Origin of the sequence: Pseudomonas fulva, assembly GCF_023517795.1 — a bacterium.
Classification (GTDB): Bacteria; Pseudomonadota; Gammaproteobacteria; order Pseudomonadales; family Pseudomonadaceae; genus Aquipseudomonas; species Aquipseudomonas fulva_D.
Genome location: NZ_CP082928.1, coordinates 1,076,290 through 1,096,414, shown reverse-complemented (window position 1 = coordinate 1,096,414; position 20,125 = coordinate 1,076,290). Strand labels below are relative to the sequence as shown.

Annotated in this window: 17 protein-coding genes; 10 read left to right on the top strand and 7 right to left on the bottom strand. The window is 64.9% G+C overall.

Annotated elements, in window-relative coordinates; all coding sequences use genetic code 11:
• Positions 1–167: 167 nt before the first annotated feature.
• The 7 genes from K8U54_RS04950 to K8U54_RS04920 all read right to left on the bottom strand — a co-directional run bounded on the left by K8U54_RS04950 (position 168) and on the right by K8U54_RS04920 (position 8,932).
• Complete coding sequence (locus K8U54_RS04950) at positions 168–845, bottom strand: DUF4197 domain-containing protein (protein ID WP_249909127.1); 678 nt, start codon at positions 843–845, stop codon at positions 168–170.
• Between the two features lie 127 nt (positions 846–972).
• Entirely contained in the window at positions 973–1,998 is a 1,026-nt protein-coding gene (locus K8U54_RS04945) for a peptidoglycan-binding domain-containing protein (RefSeq protein ID WP_249909126.1), read from the bottom strand.
• 159 nt (positions 1,999–2,157) lie between these two features.
• Complete coding sequence (gene plsB, locus K8U54_RS04940; RefSeq protein ID WP_249909125.1) at positions 2,158–4,641, bottom strand: glycerol-3-phosphate 1-O-acyltransferase PlsB; 2,484 nt, start codon at positions 4,639–4,641, stop codon at positions 2,158–2,160.
• Between the two features lie 120 nt (positions 4,642–4,761).
• Positions 4,762–5,700 carry a LysR family transcriptional regulator gene (locus K8U54_RS04935; RefSeq protein ID WP_249909124.1) on the bottom strand — a complete coding sequence of 313 codons (939 nt, stop codon included), beginning with the start codon at positions 5,698–5,700 and terminating at the stop codon, positions 4,762–4,764.
• A 112-nt stretch (positions 5,701–5,812) separates the two neighbouring features.
• Positions 5,813–7,333: a tripartite tricarboxylate transporter permease gene (locus tag K8U54_RS04930; protein ID WP_075931395.1), complete on the bottom strand. Its 1,521-nt coding sequence runs from the start codon at positions 7,331–7,333 to the stop codon at positions 5,813–5,815.
• Positions 7,330–7,860: a tripartite tricarboxylate transporter TctB family protein gene (locus K8U54_RS04925; RefSeq protein WP_249909123.1), complete on the bottom strand. Its 531-nt coding sequence runs from the start codon at positions 7,858–7,860 to the stop codon at positions 7,330–7,332. The genes K8U54_RS04930 and K8U54_RS04925 overlap by 4 nt, the downstream gene beginning before the upstream one ends.
• A gap of 67 nt (positions 7,861–7,927) precedes the next feature.
• Entirely contained in the window at positions 7,928–8,932 is a 1,005-nt protein-coding gene (locus tag K8U54_RS04920) for a tripartite tricarboxylate transporter substrate binding protein (RefSeq protein WP_283939401.1), read from the bottom strand.
• A 256-nt stretch (positions 8,933–9,188) separates the two neighbouring features.
• On the opposite strand from K8U54_RS04920, the gene K8U54_RS04915 reads away from it, so the two are divergent.
• The 10 genes from K8U54_RS04915 to K8U54_RS04870 all read left to right on the top strand — a co-directional run bounded on the left by K8U54_RS04915 (position 9,189) and on the right by K8U54_RS04870 (position 20,106).
• Positions 9,189–10,514: an MFS transporter gene (locus tag K8U54_RS04915; protein WP_249909122.1), complete on the top strand. Its 1,326-nt coding sequence runs from the start codon at positions 9,189–9,191 to the stop codon at positions 10,512–10,514.
• The gene (locus K8U54_RS04910; RefSeq protein ID WP_249909121.1) at positions 10,507–11,466 is read left to right on the top strand and encodes an amidohydrolase family protein; all 960 of its coding nucleotides are present in this window, start codon (positions 10,507–10,509) and stop codon (positions 11,464–11,466) included. Before K8U54_RS04915 ends, K8U54_RS04910 begins: the two co-directional genes overlap by 8 nt.
• Positions 11,463–12,479, top strand: a complete 1,017-nt coding sequence (locus K8U54_RS04905; RefSeq protein WP_249909120.1) for a 4-hydroxythreonine-4-phosphate dehydrogenase PdxA — start codon at positions 11,463–11,465, stop codon at positions 12,477–12,479. Before K8U54_RS04910 ends, K8U54_RS04905 begins: the two co-directional genes overlap by 4 nt.
• Positions 12,480–12,609: 130 nt before the next feature.
• Positions 12,610–13,137, top strand: coding sequence for a TRAP transporter small permease (locus K8U54_RS04900; protein WP_249909119.1), 528 nt, complete (start codon positions 12,610–12,612; stop codon positions 13,135–13,137).
• On the top strand, positions 13,134–14,414 hold the full coding sequence (locus K8U54_RS04895; RefSeq protein ID WP_249909118.1) for a TRAP transporter large permease subunit: 1,281 nt from the start codon (positions 13,134–13,136) through the stop codon (positions 14,412–14,414). Before K8U54_RS04900 ends, K8U54_RS04895 begins: the two co-directional genes overlap by 4 nt.
• Before the next feature lie 31 nt (positions 14,415–14,445).
• Entirely contained in the window at positions 14,446–15,432 is a 987-nt protein-coding gene (locus tag K8U54_RS04890) for a TRAP transporter substrate-binding protein (protein ID WP_249909117.1), read from the top strand.
• Positions 15,433–15,481: 49 nt separating this feature from the next.
• The gene (locus tag K8U54_RS04885; RefSeq protein ID WP_249909116.1) at positions 15,482–16,408 is read left to right on the top strand and encodes a YncE family protein; all 927 of its coding nucleotides are present in this window, start codon (positions 15,482–15,484) and stop codon (positions 16,406–16,408) included.
• A 24-nt stretch (positions 16,409–16,432) separates the two neighbouring features.
• On the top strand, positions 16,433–17,443 hold the full coding sequence (locus tag K8U54_RS04880; RefSeq protein ID WP_249909115.1) for a TRAP transporter substrate-binding protein: 1,011 nt from the start codon (positions 16,433–16,435) through the stop codon (positions 17,441–17,443).
• A 1-nt stretch (position 17,444) separates the two neighbouring features.
• On the top strand, positions 17,445–18,404 hold the full coding sequence (locus K8U54_RS04875) for an amidohydrolase family protein (RefSeq protein ID WP_249909114.1): 960 nt from the start codon (positions 17,445–17,447) through the stop codon (positions 18,402–18,404).
• Between the two features lie 379 nt (positions 18,405–18,783).
• Complete coding sequence (locus tag K8U54_RS04870; RefSeq protein WP_249909113.1) at positions 18,784–20,106, top strand: MFS transporter; 1,323 nt, start codon at positions 18,784–18,786, stop codon at positions 20,104–20,106.
• Positions 20,107–20,125 lie beyond the last annotated feature (19 nt).

The following is a 20,125-nucleotide window of genomic DNA, read 5'->3' as shown; positions in this document are numbered from 1 at the left end:
GGTGGACGGGTAGGGCCGCGTAGGTGAAGCGTCGTCCACCCTACAAATGGCCGCTCCCGCCTTTTTTCAGCCATTACCGTCGTAGTTGGACGACGCTCTATCCGTCCCGCAACGCAGAAAAAAGGGGCTGGCGCATAACGCACCAGCCCCTTTTTGCAACGTGCCGATTACAGCGCGCCAAATACCTTCTTCGCCAGGCTGGTAGCCGCCGCCGCCGGGTTTTCGCGGATGCTGGCTTCCTGCTTGGCGATCATGTCGAATAGACCGTCGAGGGCCTGTTCGGTCACGTAGCTCTCGATATTGGCGCTCTTGGCGTCGAGCACGCCGAACGTGGCGGCCTGGCCGGCAAAGCTGTTGTACTGCTTGGCCAGGCCGACCTGGTCGGTGGCCTGCTTGACGATGGGCAGGAACCTGGCGCGGATCTGCTCGCGGCTGCTCTTGTTCAGGTACTGGGTGGCCGAGTCCTCGGGGCCTGCAAGGATGCTCTTGGCGTCTTGCACGCTCATCTTCTTCACCGCGTCGACCAGCAGCGCCTGGGCCTGGGGCACGGCGGCTTCGGCGGCCTTGTTCATGCTGGTTTCCAGTTGCTCGACCTGGGCGCCCATGCCCATCATCTTCATGGTCTTGGCGGCCTTGCCGAGCTTGCCGGGCAGTTCGATGCGCACCTCGGGGTTGTTGCTGAAGCCGCCGGGCTTGCCGAGCTGCTGCACGGCTACCTTGGCGCCCTGGGTGAGGGCGTCCTTGAGGCCGCCGCTGGCGTCCTGCTGGCTGAGGTCGGAGAGCGACAGGGCGAACACGTTGGCGGACAGCAGCAGGCCGGCAACGAGAACGGGGATGCGGAGCATGGCGGTAACCTTCGAGCGGTGGAGATAGGCAGCGAGCTTAGCAGGCTGACGTACGGTGCGGCGAAGGTTGAGGTAAAGCGGGGGGCGGGGAGAGCGGCACGCCCATGGCGGGCGTGCCGATATAGCGTTACTGGACTTCCAGGGCGGTCAGGCTTTCCAGGGTCAGGGCCCCGACGGCCAGGCCGTTGGCGGTCTGGAATTCGGTCAGCGCATCAAGGGTGCGCTTGCCGAGCTTGCCGTCCACCTGGCCGGGGTTGAAGCCACGCTTGACCAGGCTCTGCTGCAAGCGGGTGACCAGATCGTCATTGATGTCCGGGTCGCAAATAGTCTGCCGTGAGACGATGCGTGCCGTGCCTTCGAAGCGGGTGACCTGCAGCTGGCGCTTCTCTTCCGGCAGGATGATCTGGTTGGCTTCCACCGGGCGCACCACCTCGGTGGAGGCGACCTTGGTGTATTCCGGATCGAGGGTGACTTCCACGGCCTGGGCCGGCTTGTCGACGATCCAGCGGGTCACGCTCTTGTATTGCGCAGGGTCGGTTTCCACCCGCACGGTTTCCGGCGAAACCAGCTTCTTGACCTTGACCACTTCCTGCTTGGCCGGCACCTGGCGGGCGCAGAAGGACATGGCGCCGGTGCCGCTCGAATAACGGGTGCCGGCGGCGCGGCACTGGTCGAGTACGGTCTTGGCTTCTTCGAGGGTCACGGTTTCCTTGACGTCCTCGTAGACGGCCGGCACCACGATGTAGCGTTTCACTTCCGGGCGAATCTTCACCTGTTCGGAGACCACCCGGTAGGTCGGCGGCTCGATGCGGTAGGTCTTGGTACCTTCACGGGTGACCACCTGCTTGAAGCCCTTTTCGAGCTCGGCGGGGGTGACGGTGATCTTGTTGACCGAGTCCTTGACCACCACTTCCTGGGTGCTCTGCACCGGGCGTGGGCGAACCTGGGCATGCACCCAGCACTGACCCGGCTGGATTTCGTATTCCTGGGGCTCGCGGGCGGCCGGCGCGGCAGCTGGCGCCTCGCTCGGCGTCGCGGCAGCAGCCGGCTGCGGCGCGGATTGCGCGCTGGCGGGTGCGGCGGCGGTCTGTTCTGCGACGGGAGCCGGTTGCGCCGGCTTTTCTTCTTGAGAGGTCGATGCGGACGGTTGCATGGCGCAACCGGAAACCACGATCGCCAGTGATCCTAGAATGGTGTGATAACGCACGAAAATCCCTGCCCTAAGTGGCCCCAACGACGCATCTTAGGGGCTGTGGCGGCAAAGCTCAATAACGCCCGCCGCACTCTGTCCTTCCTGGAGATGGCCGGCGTGTCAGAGCCCGTCGAGCAGCTCCTCGCTGCGTGCCATGGTCACCTGGCGGATCGACAGGCGAATCTCGGCCGGCAGTACGCGCTTGGCGGCGCCCTCGGCCAGTTCGGCGAAGGCTGGCGGATGGCTGAGCTTGCCGGCTTCGTCCTGGCGCAGCACGCCCTGGTCGAGCAACGTCTGGATGAAATGGCGGAACAGGCTCTTGTCGAAGAACTCCGGCGCGTTGAGCCCGTGTAGGATCGACAGGCGCTGGGCCATGACCGTGCACAGCTCTTCCAGCTCTTCGGCGCTGATCGCGTTCTGCCCGGCGTTGAGCAGCAGCGCGCTGGCCATGTAGAAGCGCTGCAGGGTCTGGGCGATGGCCCGTGAAAGCAGGGTCAGCAGCACGAAGTTGCGCGAGCTGGGCGCCGGGCGCACGTAGAGGTCGTTCTCCTGCCTGAGCAGGCCCTGCTCGACGAAGGCGTCGAGCCACTGCTCGACCACCTCGTCGAGGTCCTCGTCGGCCCAGCGGATGTACAGCTCGGCCTGCAGGTACGGATACAGCGCGTGGACGAAACGCAGGATCTGCTCGCGGCTCATCCGCCCGCTGCTCTGGAAGAAGCTGGCGATCAGGCCCGGCAGGGCGAAGATGTGCAGCACGTTGTTGCGGTAGTAGGTCATCAGCACCGCGTTCTGTTCGTCCAGGTAGAGGATGCGCCCCAGCGCGTCCTTCTGCTCGGACAGCAGTTCCATGCTGCGCACGTGCTCGATCAGCGCCAGGCCATCGCCCTCCGGCATCGTGGTGTGCGGCGAGTAGGGCACCCGGCGCAGCAGGCTCTGGTAGAGGTCGAGGATGCGCACCAGGCCGCGCTCGTCCAGCGCCAGCTTGCTGGTGGACAGCAGTGCCAGGGCCACCAGGTTGACCGGGTTGATCGCCGCCGCCTCGTTGAGGCGCTGGGCCACCCGCTCGCCGAGCCGGTTGGTGGTGTCGTTGAGCCACGCCGGGCGGTAATCCGGGCCCAGGTTCTGGGCGCGCCAGTCGGGCTGCTGGGCATCGAGAAAGGCATCCAGCTTGATCGGCTCGCCGAAGTTGACCCACACATGGCCGAAGCGCTGCTTGAGCGCGCCGATGACCTTGAAGATGTCGAAGATCGACTCCTTCTTCTTGCTCGCCCCGCGCAGCTCGCCCAGGTAGGTACGGCCCTCCAGCACGCGCTCGTAGCCGATGTACACCGGCACGAACACCACCGGCAGGCGGTGGCTCTGCAGGTAGCTGCGCAGGGTGATGGCGAGCATGCCGGTCTTCGGCCTGAGCATGCGTCCGGTGCGCGAGCGGCCGCCTTCGACGAAGTACTCCACCGGGTAGCCCTTGCGGATCAGGGTGTGCAGGTATTCATTGAACACCGCGGTGTACAGCGGGTTGCCCTTGAAGCTGCGGCGCATGAAGAAGGCGCCGCCGCGGCGCAGCAGGCCGCCGATGATCGGCATGTTGAGGTTGATGCCGGCGGCGATGTGCGGCGGCGTCAGGCCATTGCGGAACAGCAGGTAGGAGAGCAGCAGGTAGTCGATGTGGCTGCGGTGGCAGGGCACGTAGATCACCTCGTGGCCCTGGGCGATGTCCTGCACGCCTTCGATATGGTTGACCTTGATGCCGTCGTAGATCTTGTTCCAGAACCACGACAGGATCAGCTCGAGAAAGCGGATCGCCGTGTAGGTGTAGTCCGAGGCGATCTCGTTGCCGTAGCGCAGGGCCAGGGCCTCGGCCTTCTCGACGGCGATGTTGTCACGCGCGGCTTCCTCGGCGATCGCCTGGCGCACCTGGGGGCCGTGCACCAGGCCCTTGACCAGGTTGCGACGGTGCGACACGTCCGGGCCGATGACCGCCGCCTTCTGGTTGCGAAAGTGCACCCGCAGGATGCGATGCACCATGCGCAGGGTGCGCTCCTGGCCCTTGTTCTGCTCGATCAGCTCGCGCAGCTGGATCGGCGTGGAGAACTGCACGCGGGTGGTGCGGCCCAGGATCAGGATGCTCACCAGCCGGCGCAGGCGGCCGGTGACCGCCCAGCTGTCGGCGAACAGCAGCTTCCAGGGACTGGTTTCCCGATTCGGCGACTGCCCCCAGAACACGCTGACCGGAATGATCTGCGCCTGCTCGGCGGCCTGTTCGCTGAGGGCGGCGACCATGCGCTGCAGGGTCGGCGAAATGCCGCGCTTGTCCTGGCGGCCGAGCCAGTCGGGCTCCGGCGTCAGGTAGAAGAACGCCGCCGGCTCGATCAGGTCGCCCACCGCCACGGGCAGCACCGGGCGCGGCAGGTTGGCCTTAGTGCATTCGTGGTCGAGCACCGCCAGGTCGCTTACCGAAGGCTGCTGCAGCACGTAGAACACCGGCTTGCTGCGGTCGAGCTTGAGGGTGAAGGCCGACTGGTTGATGGTTTCCGAGCGCACCCACAGGTACAGCAGGCGGCGCAGGGTACCGAAGGCGAGGCGGCGAAGCGGGGAGCGGGTCATACGAAATCTGGCTGCGGCGACGAGCCGGAGCTCGGGGCCGCTAGTGTGCCGGATCGCCGCCCTGTCGGCAAAATCTTGTAAAAGTTGCCGTTTCGTTGCGAAAAGTGCGGTTGCCGGCGGTCACGCGGTGGCGTGCTCATCCTTTACCGCATCGATGAACGCCTGCATGGCCGACGACTGGATACGGTGGCGGCGGGTGATCAGGCCGTAGGGCGGCAGGCGCGGCTCGAAAGTGATCGGCAGTACCTTGAGCAGGTGCTTGCCGGGGTAGTCGCTGATCACCGATACCGGAGTCACGCCGATCATGTCGGTCTGCTGCAATAGCGACAGCAGGGTCATGATCGAGGTGGTTTCGACGATGCTGCTGGGAATGTCGACCCGCGCATTGTGAAACGCCTGGTTGATGATGGTGCGCATCGGGCTGGGGTGTTGCTGCAGCACCCAGGTCAGGTCCTGCAACTCATGCCAGGTCAGCTCGCTGGCGCCGGCCATGGGGTGCTGGGCGCCGGCCACCACGCACAGGGTTTCCTCGCCAAGGCTGTCGAACAACAGGTCGTCGGCCCGCGCGCCATCGGGAATCCGTCCAAGCACCACGTCCAGCTGGTCCTGCTGCAGGGCCTGCACCAGCACGTCGCTGGTGTCGACCTGGATGCTCATCGACAGCCTTGGGTGGCTCTGCTTGAGGGTGGCGATGGTGCGCGTCAGCAGCCCCGAGGCCAGGGCCGGAATGGCGCCGATGGTGACCCGACCGAGGTTGCCCGACTCCAGCGCGGCGAATTCCTCGCGCATGCCCGACAGCTCGGCGAAGATCATCTTCGCGTAGTAGATCGCCGTTTCACCGAACGCCGTGGCGCGCATGCCGCGCGGCAGGCGCTCGAACAGCTCGACGCCAAGCAGGCTCTCCGCCTCGTGAAGCATCTTGGTCGCCGCCGGTTGAGTCATGCCGATCTCCTCGGCGGCCCGGCGCAGCGAGCCGAATTCCTGCAGGGCCAGCATCAGGCGCAACTGCCGCAAACGCAGGCGGCTGTGGATGATGCTGGCGTCAGGAATGCGGGACATGGCGCGGCTCGTGGCAGGGGAATCGGCCAAGGGTGACAAGAAATCGCGACGCTCGCCAGTCATCAGCGAGCGCCCCGTGGCCGTGGCGAGGAACAGCCCGGCCTGCTGGCGATTACGAGACATGACGCGCCTGCCCCTGGCGTGCGCCGAACAGTGCCTTGAGGCCGCGGGCCAGCAGCGGCCAGAACAGCATCAACAGCGCCGCGGTGGTCAGGCTGCCGACCAGCGGGTTGGACCAGAAGATCGACAGTTGCCCGTCGGAGAACAGCATCGACTGGCGGAACGCGTCCTCGGCCTTGTCGCCCAGCACCGCAGCGAGGATCAGCGGGGCGATGGGGTAGCCGAGCTTCTTGAACAGGTAACCCAGGGCACCGAAGATCAGCATCAGGCCAACGTCGAACATCGAGTTGTGCACCGAGTAGGCGCCGATCGAGCAGACCATGATGATGATCGGCGCGATGATCGAGAACGGAATGCGCAGGATCGAGGCGAACAGCGGCACCGTGGCCAGCACCACGATCAGGCTCACCACGTTGCCCAGGTACATGCTGGCGATCAGGCCCCAGACGAAGTCGTGCTGCTCGACGAACAGCGTCGGCCCCGGGTGCAGGCCCCAGATCATCAGGCCGCCGAGCATCACCGCGGCGGTCGCCGAGCCGGGAATACCGAGGGTCAGCATTGGCAGCAGGGCGCTGGTGCCGGCGCTGTGGTCGGCGGTTTCCGGGGCAATCACGCCTTCCACTTCGCCCTTGCCAAAGTTGTCGCGGTTCTTCGAAAAGCGCCGCGCCAGGCTGTAGCTCATGAACGAGGCGGCAGTCGGCCCGCCGGGCGTCACACCCATCCAGCAGCCGACCAGGGCGCTGCGCAGCCAGGTCAGCCAGTAGCGCGGCAGCTTGGCCCAGGTACGCAGGATGGTCATCGGTGTGATGCGTGCGCGTTCGCCACGAAACACCAGGCCTTCCTCGACGGTGCAGAGAATCTCGCCGATACCGAACAACCCGATCACCGCCACCTCGAAGCTCAGGCCCGAGAGCAGCCAGGGCTGGTCGTAGGTCAGGCGCAGTTCGCCGGACACGGTGTCCATGCCGACGGCGGCCATGGCGAAGCCGATCATCATTGCTACCACGGTCTTCAGCGGCGGGTTCTTGCTCATGCCGATGAAGGTGCAGAACGCCAGCAGGTAGACGGCGAAGAACTCCGGCGAGCTGAATTCCATGGCGAACTCGGCGATGCGCGTCGACAGGAAGGTCAGCAGCAGCACGCCGACCAGCGCACCGAGCAGCGCCGAGGTGAAGGCCGCGGTCAGCGCTTCGCCGGCCTGGCCGTTGCGGGCCATGGGGTAACCGTCGAAGGTGGTCGCCACCGACGAGGGTTCGCCGGGAATGTTGAACAGGATCGAGGTGATCGAGCCACCGAACAGCGCGCCCCAGTACATGCAAGAGAGCAGGATGATCGCCGACACCGGTTCCATGGTGAAGGTCAGCGGCAGCAGCAGCGCCACGCCGTTGGGGGCGCCGAGGCCAGGCAGCACGCCGACGAGAATGCCGAGCAGCACGCCGATGACCATCAGGCCGATGTGGTGCGGGGTCAGGATCAGCGCCATGCCCTGCATCAGGGAGTCGATTTCGCTCATCGCAATGCCCCTCCGGCAACGGCCACCAGGTCGCCGAGCACGCCGCTATCCAGCGGCACCTTGAACCACAGCGCGAAGATCAGGTAACTGGCCAGCGCCGTGCCGCAGGAAATCGCCGCGACGGTGGGAATGCCGTAGGGTTTGCTGCGCTGGCGATCACGCCACATGAACCAGGCGATGAACACCGCCGAGGCCAGGTAGATGCCGGTGAAGGGCATGGCGATCACGTACAGGACGATCGGTACGAACACCGCCAGTACTTGGCCGAACGCCTTGCGGCTGACGAATGCGGCGCTCATCGCCGGCGTGCGCAACAGCGCCAGGATCAGGTTGCCGACGCTGGCAGCGCTCATCAGCAGGCCGATGTAGAAGGGAAAGTAACCGGCCTCGGGGCCGGCGTCGCCCCAGCCGATGCCGATCTCGATGGCGCCGAACATGACGATGCCGCCCAGGGCAGCGGTGAACAGCGCCAGGCCGATCTCCACCCAGCGGGTGGCGACCAGCGGCGTATCCGTGGTGTTGGACATGGGTATTTTCTCCTGTGTGCAGGGCCGTCCGGCGGCCGCATGGCACGCCGGACACGAAGCGCGAGGGTTATTCGCGCAGCCAGCCGGCCTGCTTGAACACAGGGGTCACGCGCTCACGATCCTTTTCGATGTAGCTCACCAGCTCATCACCGGAAAGGAAGGTCGGCGCCAGGGCCGAGCGCTCCACGTAGGCCTTGAACTCCGGCGTCTGGCTGACCTTGCGCATCAGCTCGACGTAGAACGCGCGCTGCTCGTCGGTGACGCCGCCAGGCAGGAACACGGTGCGCGGGAAACGGTACTGGTCGATGCCCAGGCCCTGCTCCTTGCAGGTCGGCACGTCGGCCCAGGACTGGGTCTCGGTGACTTTCTGGGTGTAGCCCATGCGTTCCCCGCTGAATACGCAAAGCGGCACCACCTGGCCACCGCGCCACTGGCTGACGCTTTCGGCCGGGTTGTTGAAGTTGGCGGCGATGTGTTTGCCGGCCAGCTGTGTGGACGCCTCGCTGCCGCTCTTGAAGGGGATGTAGGTGATCTTGGCGCCCGCCTGCTGGCCGAGCAGCAGCGACAGGGTCTGGTCGACGTCCTTGGACTGGCTGCCACCGATGCGCATCTTGGCGGCATTCTTGGTCAGGTCGGCCTTGAACGCGGCGGCATCCTTCCAGGGCGAACCCTGGTAGGTCCAGAGAATGAAGTCATCCTCTGCCACCGCCGCGACCGGCGTCAGGTCCGTCCACTGGTAACCCAGCTTGGCCACCAGTGGCAGCAGATAGATGTTGTTGGTACCGATCACCAGCTTGCTGGCATCGCCCTCGGCGAGCTTCATCTCCAGAAAGGCTTCGGCGCCGTTGCCGCCGCCCTTGTTGAGCACCACGGTGTTGACGTCGAGCAGCTTGTGCTGGGTGATCGCCGACTGGATCACCCGGCCGAGCTGGTCGGTGCCGCCGCCGGGGCCGCCGGCCACCACGATCTCCACGTTCTTTTCGGGTTTCCAGTCCGCTACCGCAGCCAGGGGAGCGGTGCAGAGCAAGGCGGCGAGCAGGGCCGGAACATGACGCGTACGGGGGCTGTACATGGGGCTACCTCATTGTTGTCGTTCTTGTGGGTTGCCTGGAGTGTGCGAAGGGTGTCGATAAGCGTCTACTCAAAAGAACTGATACTCCGATAGCCTCAGGTTATGCCTGGCGTACTTGCGCAGCGATAACTCCAGGCTATGTCCGTATGAGAAGCTTTGATTAGACGGTTATCGTTGGCCGGGCAGATAGTTCGCTCAACCGGGCCGACCGCTCGTCGCCCGCTACTACAAAAACAACAACACAGAGGTACTCCCCATGGCTCAGGCTCAACCTGTCGCCCTGCAGGTGCGCACCCCCTCGGCCGGTGTTCAGGCTGGCAAACCTTCCCGGGTGCGCTGGCGCATCTTCGCCATCATCTTCGCGCTCACGGTGATCAACCTGGTCGACCGGGTTTCCCTGTCCATCGCCATGCCGGTCATCGCCAATGAATTCAGCCTGAGCCCAAGCATGCAGGGGCTGATCCTCAGCAGCTTCTTCTGGGCCTACGCCCTGTTGCAGATCCCCGGCGGCTGGCTGATCGACCGCTACGGCCCGCGCCGCGTGATCGGCTGGTCGACCGGTCTGTGGGGGACATTCCAGACCCTTGCCGCATTCGCCACCGGTGGCCTGTCGCTGATGTTCGCCCGCGTAGCCCTGGGCGCTGCCGAAGCGCCGCTGTTTCCCGCCGGCGGCAAGCTCAATTCGTTGTGGCTGGGCAGCGGCGAGCGCAGCCGTGGCGCAGTGTTGATGGATTGTGGCGGGCCGCTGGGCGTGGCCCTCGGCGGGCTGATCATCGCCTACCTGATCGCCGTGCTGGGCTCCTGGCGTACCGCGTTCTTCATCGCCGGTATCGCCACGCTCGCCATGGCCTGGCTGGCCTGGCACTACCTGCGTGATAACCCCGCCGATCACCCGGACGTCAACGACGCCGAGCTGGCAGCCATCAACGAAGGCCGCACGGTGACCATGGCCGAAGCAGCCAAACAGACCGTGCGCGGCCTGGGCATCGCCCGCCGCTCGCTGACCGGCATCCTGCTCGGCCGCGCCAGCTGGGCCATGGTGTTCTTCGGCCTGCTGACCTGGGGGCCGAGCTACCTGGCCCAGGCCCGCGGCTTCGATATCAAGGGCATCGGCGCCGCCACCTTCGTGATCTTCCTGTGCGGCGCGGCCGGCTCGCTGACGGGCGGCTTCCTGTGCGACCGGCTGATCGCCAAGGGCGTGCGCCGTGGCCTGGCGGCCAAGGGCTTGCTGAGCCTCTCCGGGCTGGTGGCGCTGGTCGCCTTCCTGCTGCTGCCGAGCCTGAACGATCCGTACCTGGCCGTCGGCCTGTTGTCGCTGACCGCGTTTTTCCTGATGTGGGGCAGCCTGTACTGGAGCTTCCCGGCGCTGCTGGCTTCGCCGGCGCGGGTCGGGCTGATCGGCGGGGTGATGAACATGGCCGGCAGCCTCGGCGGCATCGCCGTACCGATTCTGGTCGGCCTGTTGCTGCAGCATGCCGGCGGCTACGCCGCGGTGCTGGGCTTCTTCGCGCTGTGCTCGGGGCTGTTCATCGCCGGCACGCTGCTGATCTCCCTCGACAAGGCCGAGGTGACCCATGGCTGATCTGTACGACGGGCCGATCATCGACGCCCATCACCATTTCTGGGACCCGCTGCGCAACCATCACCCCTGGCTGTCGGGTGAGGAGAACATCCCGTTTCGTTATGGCGACTACAGCGCCATCAAACGGCCCTACTACCCGGACGACTATCTGGCCGATGCCGGCGAGCACCGGGTGGTGGCCACGGTTTACGTGGAAACCGAGTGGGACCCGCGTGACCCGATTGGCGAGACCCGCTTCATCCACGAGGTCGCTGCCCGCTATGGCGCGCCCAATGCCGTGGTCGCCCAGGCCTGGCTGGATGCCCCGGATGCCGCCGCGCTGCTGGCGGCCCAGGCACGCTTCGAGCGGGTACGCAGCGTGCGCCACAAGCCCGGCGGCCCGGCCTCGCCGGATGAAGTCGGCCGCTCGCGCACCCTGATGAGCGATGACGCATGGCGCTGCGGTTACGCCGAGCTGGCGCGCCACGGCCTGCACTTCGACCTGCAGACGCCCTGGTGGAACCTGCCCGAAGCCATCGCGCTGGCCCGCGACTTTCCCGGCACCCAGCTGATTCTCAACCACGCCGGCCTGCCGTCGGATCGCAGCGAGCAGGGTCTGGCCGGCTGGCACGCGGCGATGGCGAAGCTGGCCGAATGCGCGAACGTGGCGGTGAAGGTGTCCGGCATCGGCCTACCGGGCCGGCGCTGGTGCGTCGAAGACAACGCCTGGATCGTGGGCGAAACCATCGCCATGTTCGGCGCCGAGCGGGTGATGTTCGCCAGCAACTTCCCGGTCGACAGCCTGTGCGGCTCGTTCGACGACATCTACGGCGGCTTCAAACGCATCGTCGCCGATCTGCCGCGCCATCAGCAGCAACTGCTTTTCCACGACAACGCGCGGCGCCTGTATCGCACCGTGCCCGATGTCATTCGCATCCCGGACGCATCTCCTGACCTGAGGACAACCCCATGAGCAACTCGACTCTTCCCCGCCTGGCCATGGTGCTGGGTGACCCCGCCGGCATCGGCCCCGAGCTGATCGCCCGCCTGCTCGCCGAGCCAGAAGTGCGTCGCAAGGCTCAGGTGCTGCTGATCGCCGATGAAGGCGAAGTGCGCCGTGGCATGGACATCGCCGGTCAGCCGTTCCCGTACCGCCTCATCGACTCGACCGACAACCTGACCTTCACCGACGACACGCCGCTGCTGCTGCCGTTTCGCGGCCGCGCCGAAGGCGCTTTCCCACGCAGCGAAGCCAGCGTGATCGGTGGCCAGTACAGCCTCGACACCCTCGAGCAGGCCCTGCGCCTGACCGCTGACGGCACGACCGACGCCATTCTGTTCGGCCCGCTGAACAAGACCTCCCTGCACATGGCCGGCATGGGCCACAGCGACGAGCTGCACTGGTTCGCCGAGTACCTGGGTTTCGATGGTCCGTTCTGCGAATTCAACGTGCTCGACAACCTCTGGACCTCGCGGGTTACCTCCCACGTCGCATTGGCCGACGTGCCGGGCATGCTCAGCCAGGATCGGGTGATCGAGGCGATCCGCCTGATCGACACCGCGCTCAAGCGCAATGGCCTGGAGAAACCGCGCATCGGTGTCTGCGGCCTCAACCCCCACAATGGTGACAACGGCAGTTTCGGCCGCGAGGAACTGGACATCATCGGCCCTGCGGTGGAGCGCGCTCGTGAGCAGGGCATCGAGGCCATCGGCCCGTACCCGGGTGACACCATCTTCCTCAAGGTGCAGGGCGACAGCCAGGCCTTCGACGCGGTGGTGACCATGTACCACGACCAGGGCCAGATCGCGATCAAGCTGATGGGTTTCTCCCGCGGCGTGACGGTGCAGGGCGGCCTGCCGATCCCCATCACCACGCCGGCCCACGGCACCGCCTTCGACATAGCCGGGCAAGGCAAGGCCAACGTCGGCGCCACCCGCCAGGCCTTCGAGATCGCCTGTCGGATGGGGAGTCGGCAACGGGGCTGATCCCGCGCTTTTCCGAGAACAACAATAACAAGGAGTCAGTCATGGACAGGTTCAACGATGGGCGGCCCTCGCGGCCGTCGAAGGGCCGCCGCGTGGGCGGCGTCAAGGGATTGCAGGGGAGGGCGCTGCCATGCGCCTGCTGACCCTGCTGCTGTCGCGGCTGTTCGAAAGCATCGTGGTGTTCTGCATGGGCACCATGGTGATCCTGGTGTTCTTCAACGTGGTGCTGCGCTACGGCTTCAACTCCGGCATCGCCCTGTCGGATGAAGGCGCGCGCTACCTGTTCGTATGGCTGACCTTCATCGGCGCCGTGGTGGCCCTGCGTGACAACGCCCACCTGGGCATCGATCTGCTGTACCGCCGCCTGCCGGCCCTCGGCCAGCGCATCTGCGCAGTGCTCGCCGAGCTGATGATGCTGTTCTGCTGCGGCCTGTTCCTGGTCGGCAGCTACAAGCAGACCGTCATCAACATGGACAACCTGTCGCCGGTGGCCGAGCTGCCGCTGGGGCTGATGTACGCCGCCGGTGTGGTGTGCAGCCTGGGCATGGCGGCAATCATCATCAAGCGCCTGTACCTGCTGCTGTTCCGCCATGTCGACCCGGACAAGGTCATGCCGCTGAGCCCCGAAGACGCACTGATTTCCGAGGTGTCGAAATGACCATCGTGGTATTCCTCGGCTCCCTTCTGGGCGCCATGGCGATGCGCATTCCGGTGGCCTTCGCGCTGCTGGTGGCCGGTGTTGCGCTGATGATCCAGCTCGATACCTTCGACGCGCAGATTCTCGCCCAGAACCTGATCAGCGGTGCCGACAGCTTCCCGCTGCTGGCCATCCCGTTCTTCATGCTGGCGGGCGAGCTGATGAACGCCGGTGGCCTGTCGCGGCGTATCGTCGCTCTGCCCATGGCGCTGGTCGGCCACAAGCGCGGCGGCCTGGGCTTCGTGGCGATCATCGCGGCCATGGTGATGGCATCGCTCTCCGGTTCTGCCGTGGCGGATACCGCAGCGGTAGCGGCAATGCTGATGCCGATGATGCGCAAGGCCGGTTACGACCCCAATCGTTCGGCTGGGCTGATCGCTGCCGGCGGCATCATCGCGCCGGTGATCCCGCCGTCGATTCCCCTGGTGGTGTTCGGTGTTGCCGGTGGCGTGTCGATCACCAAGCTGTTCATGGCCGGCATCGTGCCGGGGCTGATGATGGGGCTGGCGCTGTGGGCAACCTGGTGGTGGCTGGCGCGCAACAGCGACCTGCCCTGTGGCGAGCGCGCTCCACTGAGCGAAGTCTGGAAAGCCTTTCTCGACGGCATCTGGGCCTTGCTGTTGCCGGTGCTGATCATCGGTGGCCTGAAGATGGGTATCTTCACGCCCACCGAGGCAGCCGCCGTGGCGGCGGTGTATGCGCTGTTCATCTCGCTGTTCGTATACCGCGAGCTGAAGGTGCGCGACCTGTTCAAGGTGTTCCTCGACGCCGGGCGCACCAGTGCGGTGGTGATGTTCCTGGTCGCCGCAGCGCTGGTTTCGTCCTGGCTGATGACCATCGCCGAACTGCCGATGCTGGTCAGCGGGTTGCTCGAGCCGTTGATCGACCGGCCGCAACTGCTGCTGGTGGTGATCATGGTCATCGTGCTGCTGGTCGGCACCACCATGGACCTGATGCCCATCGTGCTGATCCTCACCCCGGTGTTCATGCCGGTGATCAAGATGGCCGGTATCGACCCGGTGTACTTCGGGATCCTGTTCATCCTCAACACCTCCATCGGTCTGATCACCCCGCCGATCGGCAACGTGCTCAGCGTCATGAGCGGGGTCGGTAAGGTGCCGCTCGACGGCGTGATGCGCGGCGTGACGCCCTTCCTGTTCGCGCACCTGGGTGTGCTGGCACTGCTGATCATTTTCCCAGAACTGGTGATGACGCCGATGCGCTGGTTCCTGCCCTGAATCCGTTTTCCCTCACCGCAAGGATGTAACGATGAAAAACAACAAGAATACATTGCGTACCCTGGGCTGCCTGTTTCTGCTGAGTTGTTCGCTGCTGCAGGCCGAGGCGGCCACCACCCTGCGCTTCGGTTTCGCTGGCTCGGACAGCGACACCCAGAGCCTGGCGGCCAAGGAGTTCGCGCAGCGGGTCAAGGATGGCTCCAAGGGTGAGCTGCTGGTGCGCCCCTACGGCAACAGCATGCTGGGCAACGACCAGGCGATGATCGCTGGCGTGCGCGGCGGCACCATCGAGATGGAGATGTCCGGCACACCCAACTTCAGCGGCCTGACACCGCGCATGTCGGTGCTCGACCTGCCCTTCGTGTTCGCCGACAGCGCCCATGCCTACCGCGTGCTGGACGGCGAGATCGGCCAGCAACTGCTCGACGATCTGTCGGCATACAACCTCAAGGGCCTGGCCTATTGGGAGGTGGGGTTTCGCGACATCACCAACTCGCGCAAACCGGTGCTTGTGCCCGATGACGTCAAGGGCCTGAAGATCCGCACCTCCAGCAACCCGGCGCAGATCCAAGCCTTCCGCCTGCTCGGCGCCAACCCGCAGCCGCTGCCGTTGGCCGAGCTGTACAACGCGCTGGAGATGAGGGCGGTGGACGCCCAGGAGCACCCATTGAGCATCACCTGGTCGTCGGGCTTCTACGAAGTGCAGAAATACCTGTCGCAGACCCATCACGCCTACACCGCCCTGGTGGTTGTAATGAACAAGAAGAAGTTCGATGCGCTGCCGGCCGAGCAGCAGACGCTGCTGGTGGACGCCGCCCGTGCCGCAGGCGCCACGCAGCGCCGCATGAATACCGAGAACGACAGCAAGTTCCTCGTCGAGCTGGCCGAGAAGGGCATGCAGATCGAGCCGAACGTCGATCGCGAGGCTTTCCGCAAAGTGGTGTCCGCGCCGGTGCGCGAGGCCTTCGTGAAACAGCACGGCAGCGAACTGCTCGACGCCATCGACGCCCTGCGCTGAGCCCATCAACCCGGCGCCGCGCCGAGCGCCGCTTCAAGGAATCGAGATCATGAGTCAGGAAATTCTGCTGCTGGTGCAGAAATGCGCCCATACCTTCAGCTTCTATAACGTGCAAAGCGGCGACGCCATCAAGCACATCCGCCTGCCGGAGTTCCCCCACGAGTTCGTGGTGGACTCGCAGAATCGCTTCGCCTACGTCGGCCACTACGGCATCGAAACCTCCAGCCATGAGGGCGAGGGTGGCTGCTCGGTATTCGTCATCGATCTGGAAAAGGCCGAGCACGTGCGCACCCTGAGCATCTGGCCGTTCCGCCGTCCCCATGGCCTGGCGATGGACGACCAGGATCGCCTCTACGTGCTCAGCGAAGGCAATTCGACCCTGCTGATCTTCGACCAGCCGCACCTCAAGGACACCCCGGATCGGGCCATTCCCTCCGGCGGCTACAAAAGCCACCTGGTGGCAATGACCCGCAGCGGCGAGACCGCCTTCGCCCTCAACCTGCTGAGCAACACCATCACCCGCCTCAAGCCGCAGGATCCGACCATCGCGCCGCTGCCGGTGCAGCCGGGCAGCATGCCCGAGGGCAACTGCTTCAGCGCCGACGAACGCACCCTGTACGTCGCCACCCGCGGCGACAACAGCATCGTCGCCGTGGATGTCGAGACCCTGCAGGTGACCCGCCGTGGCCGTACCGGCGCAGACCCGACGCGTATCTACCGCGACCGTCAGAATCGCCTGTTCGTGACCAACTATGCCGAACACTCGGTCTCGGTGTTTAACGCCGATCTCGAGGAAATCCACCGCATCGAACTCGACACCCACGCCATCGCCATGAGCCTGCACCCGACCCGCGACCTGGCCTTCGTCACCCTCAAGGATCAGCGCGTCGGCATGCTCGATCTCGACTCCTTCACCTTCCAGCGTTACTTCCACACTCTGCTCGAGCCTGATGTTTCCCAGGTCGTCGTGCGCTGAAGTCCCGTGCTTTCGGAGAACAACATGAACAACGCATTCACTCGTACCCTGGCCGCCCTCGGCCTGGCCCTGTTGCTGCCGGGCCTTGCCGCCCACGCCGAGGAACGCAGCTTCAAGCTCAGCGCCGGCGACCCCATCGACGCCCCCGGGCCGCAAGGCGCCAAGCTGTTCGCCGAACACCTGAAGGAGGGCAGCGGCGGCGCGCTGAACGTCAAGGTGTTCCCCTCGGCGATGCTCGGCAACGATGTGCAGATGCTCGGCGCGCTGCCGGCCGGCACCATCGAGTTCGCCCTGGTGGGCGCGCCGACGCTGGTCGGGCTGGTCAAGGAGTTCGGCGTGCTGGACCTGCCGTACCAGTTCAATTCCACCGCCGAGGTGGACACCATGCTCGACGGGCCGATGGGCCAGCAACTGTTGGCCAAGATGGAAGCCAAGGGGCTGGTCGGCCTGGGTTTCTGGGAGATCGGTTTTCGCAACCTGACCAACAGCAAACGGCCCATCGAGAAGTGGGAAGACCTCAAGGGCCTGAAGATCCGTACCGTGCAGAGCCCGGTGTTCCGTACCTTCTTCGAGCACCTGGGCGCCAATGCCCAGCCGATGCCGATCAACGAAGTGTTCAGCGCCCTTGAGATGCACGCCATCGACGGCCAGGAGAACCCCATTTCGCTGATCGCCACCCAACGCTACAACGAAGTGCAGAAATACCTGACCCTCAGTGAGCACATCTACACCGCCTACGTGCTGTTGATGAGCAAGAAGACCTGGGACTCGCTCGACGACGCCCAGCGCGCCCAGGTACGCAGAGCCGCCGAGCAGGCGCGTGGCGAGCAGCGTGAGCTGGCGCGCAAGGCCAACAGCGAGAAGCTCGCCGAACTCAAGGGCAGCGGCATGCAGGTCAATGCGCTGAGCGACGAGCAGCGCCAGCGCTTCGTCGACCAGGCCAAGGTGGTCACCGAACAGGTGAGCGGCAGCATCGACGCCGAGTTCGTCAGCGCATGGCAGACCGAACTGCAGCGCCTGCGTGGAGCCAACTGAAATGACCGAGTGCCTGCACCAGCGCCTCGGTCTGCCGTACGCGGCAGGCGGGCAGCGGCTGATCGATGCCCATCATCACCTGTGGAACCTCGACAGCCACCGCTACCCCTGGTTGCAGGACGAGGTCGACCCGGGCTTCTTTCTCGGCGACTACGCGTCGTTGCGGCGTAACTACCTGCCCGAGGACTACCTGGCCGACAGCGCCGGTCAGCAGGTGCTGGCCACGGTGCACTGCGAGGCCGAGCACGACCGCGCCGATCAGGTGGCGGAAACCCGCTGGGTGCACGAGCAGCATGCACGCTATGGCTTTCCCAATGCGGTGGTCGCGCATGTCTGGTTTCACCGCCCGGAATGCGAGGAGGTGCTCGGTCGGCATCTGGAATTTCCGTTGCTGCGCGGCATTCGCAGCAAACCGTTGACGGCGTCGCGCGCCGAGCTGGTGGCCAGCGTGCGCGGCCGGAGCGGCAGCATGCAAGATGAGGCCTGGCTGCGCGGTTTCGCGTTGCTGGCCAGGCACGGGTTGTCTTGGGATTTACGTGTGCCGTACTGGCACCTGCAGGAAGCCGCCGAGGTGGCGGCCGCATTTCCCGAGGTGCCCATCGTGCTCAATCACATGGGCTTCCCCTGGGATCGGAGCCCGGCCGGCCTCGATGGTTGGCGCGCCGGCATGGCCGCGCTGGCGGCGCAGCCCAACGTCTGCGTGAAAGTCTCCGAACTGGGCCTGCGAGATCAACCCTGGACGCTGGAAGGCAACCGTGGGGTGATCGAAGAAACCCTCACCCTGTTCGGCATCGAACGTTGCCTGTTCGCCAGCAACTACCCAGTGGCAGGTTTGCGTATCGATTATGGTGAGCTGGTCACGGCGCTGCAGATGATCCTCGCCGGTTACGACGAGGCGCAGCGCAATGGGTTCTTCTGGCGCAATGCCAGGGATTTCTATCGGATCGAGGTAAGCGACTGATTCTGCCTTATTCGCTACCCCAGGGTGTATCAGTCCACTCTGGGGCACCGTGCCTCAAGGTGCTCGATCTTCCACACGCGTCACTAACTGCGCAAGTGCTGGCCTTACAGCGCTTCTTGCAGCATTTCTGCATTCGCTACTGACCTTCTCTCGTGCTCGGCTCTTAGGTTTTTTGAGCGATGTCGCGATAACGCGCGCGCAGCTTTTACCGTCCCAGACATTTCCTGTGGTTATCACCGAATGCGCATAAGTGATTATCCGCCGCCACAGGCTGTGGCTAGAGTCGGCGGCAACAGGCAACGATGCCTGGCTCGGCAAACCAACAAGAAGCCCGCCTTGAGTCCTTGCAAGGCGATCACCGGCAAAGAAGGATCTGACCATGACAACAAGAACATCGGTCGAGGCATTGACCTCAGCCATCAGCAAAAGCCGCGCGCGGCTCCTGCCTTTCCTCATCCTCATGTATGTACTCGCTTTCATCGATCGGGCCAACGTCGGCTATGCACGCAGTTACCTGCAGGCCGATACGGGACTTAGCGATGCGGCTTTCGCCTTTGGTGCCAGCATTTTCTTCATCGGTTACGCCTTCTTCGAAGTACCCAGCAACCTGATGTTGCACCGCCTGGGCGCCAAGGTCTGGCTGTGCAGGATCATGGTTACCTGGGGTTTGGTGTCAGCTGCCATGATGTTTGCCGACACCGCCATGACGTTCTACGTCTTGCGTTTTTTGCTGGGCGTAGCCGAGGCTGGTTTCTTCCCCGGCATCATTCTTTACCTCACCTACTGGTTCCCGGCCCAGAGCCGTGGCCAGGCGCTGGGCATGTTCTATTTCGGTCTGCCCCTGGCATTGGTGCTCGGCGGGCCGCTGTCCGGCTGGCTGCTGGAATACCACGGGGTATTCGGCCTGACCAACTGGCAATGGCTGTTCGTGGTCGAGGGGCTGCTGGCATCCGTGGTCGGTGTCGTCGCCTACTTCTATCTGGTCAACCGCCCTCGTGATGTCCGCTGGCTGAGCGACGCGGAAAAGTCTGCGCTGGAGGCCAAGTTGGCCGCTGAAGATGCGCAGAAACAGGAACATAGCCCGCATGGCTTCCTCAGTGCACTGCGTAGCGGTCGGGTGCTGCGCTTCTGCCTGGTGTACTTCACCATCCAGATGAGCGTGTACGGCGTGGTGTTCTATTTGCCGACGCGTATCGCCAGCTTTCTGGACGGCGCCGTCGGCTTCAACGTCGGTTTGATCACCGCCATCCCCTGGCTGTGTGCCCTGGTCGTGACCCGTCTGGTGACGCTATACGCGGACCGTACCGGGCTGCATCGACAGCTTGCCGTCTGCATGCTGGGTATGGCGGCTTGCGGGATCGCCGCATCGGCTTTGGGCGGCAGCCTGGTGTTGGTGGTGATCGCCTTCTGCTTCGCTGCTGCCGGTTTCGTGGCCGTACAGCCGCTGTTCTGGACGATTCCGACCAGTTACCTCAGTGGTGCCGCCGCTGCCAGCGGCATCGCCCTCATCAACTCTCTGGGCAACCTCGGCGGCTTCGTCGCCCCCAACCTGAAAACCTTCATGGAGAGCCAGTTCGGTGATCCACGTGCCGGGATGTTTGCCCTGGCCGTGGTCGCTGTGGTTGGTGCTCTGATGATCCATCGCCTCAACCGTCAATCAAGTAACCCCACGGTGCCGTTGAAAACGGCGCGTGCCAACTGATCGTGAAAGGAGCCGTACC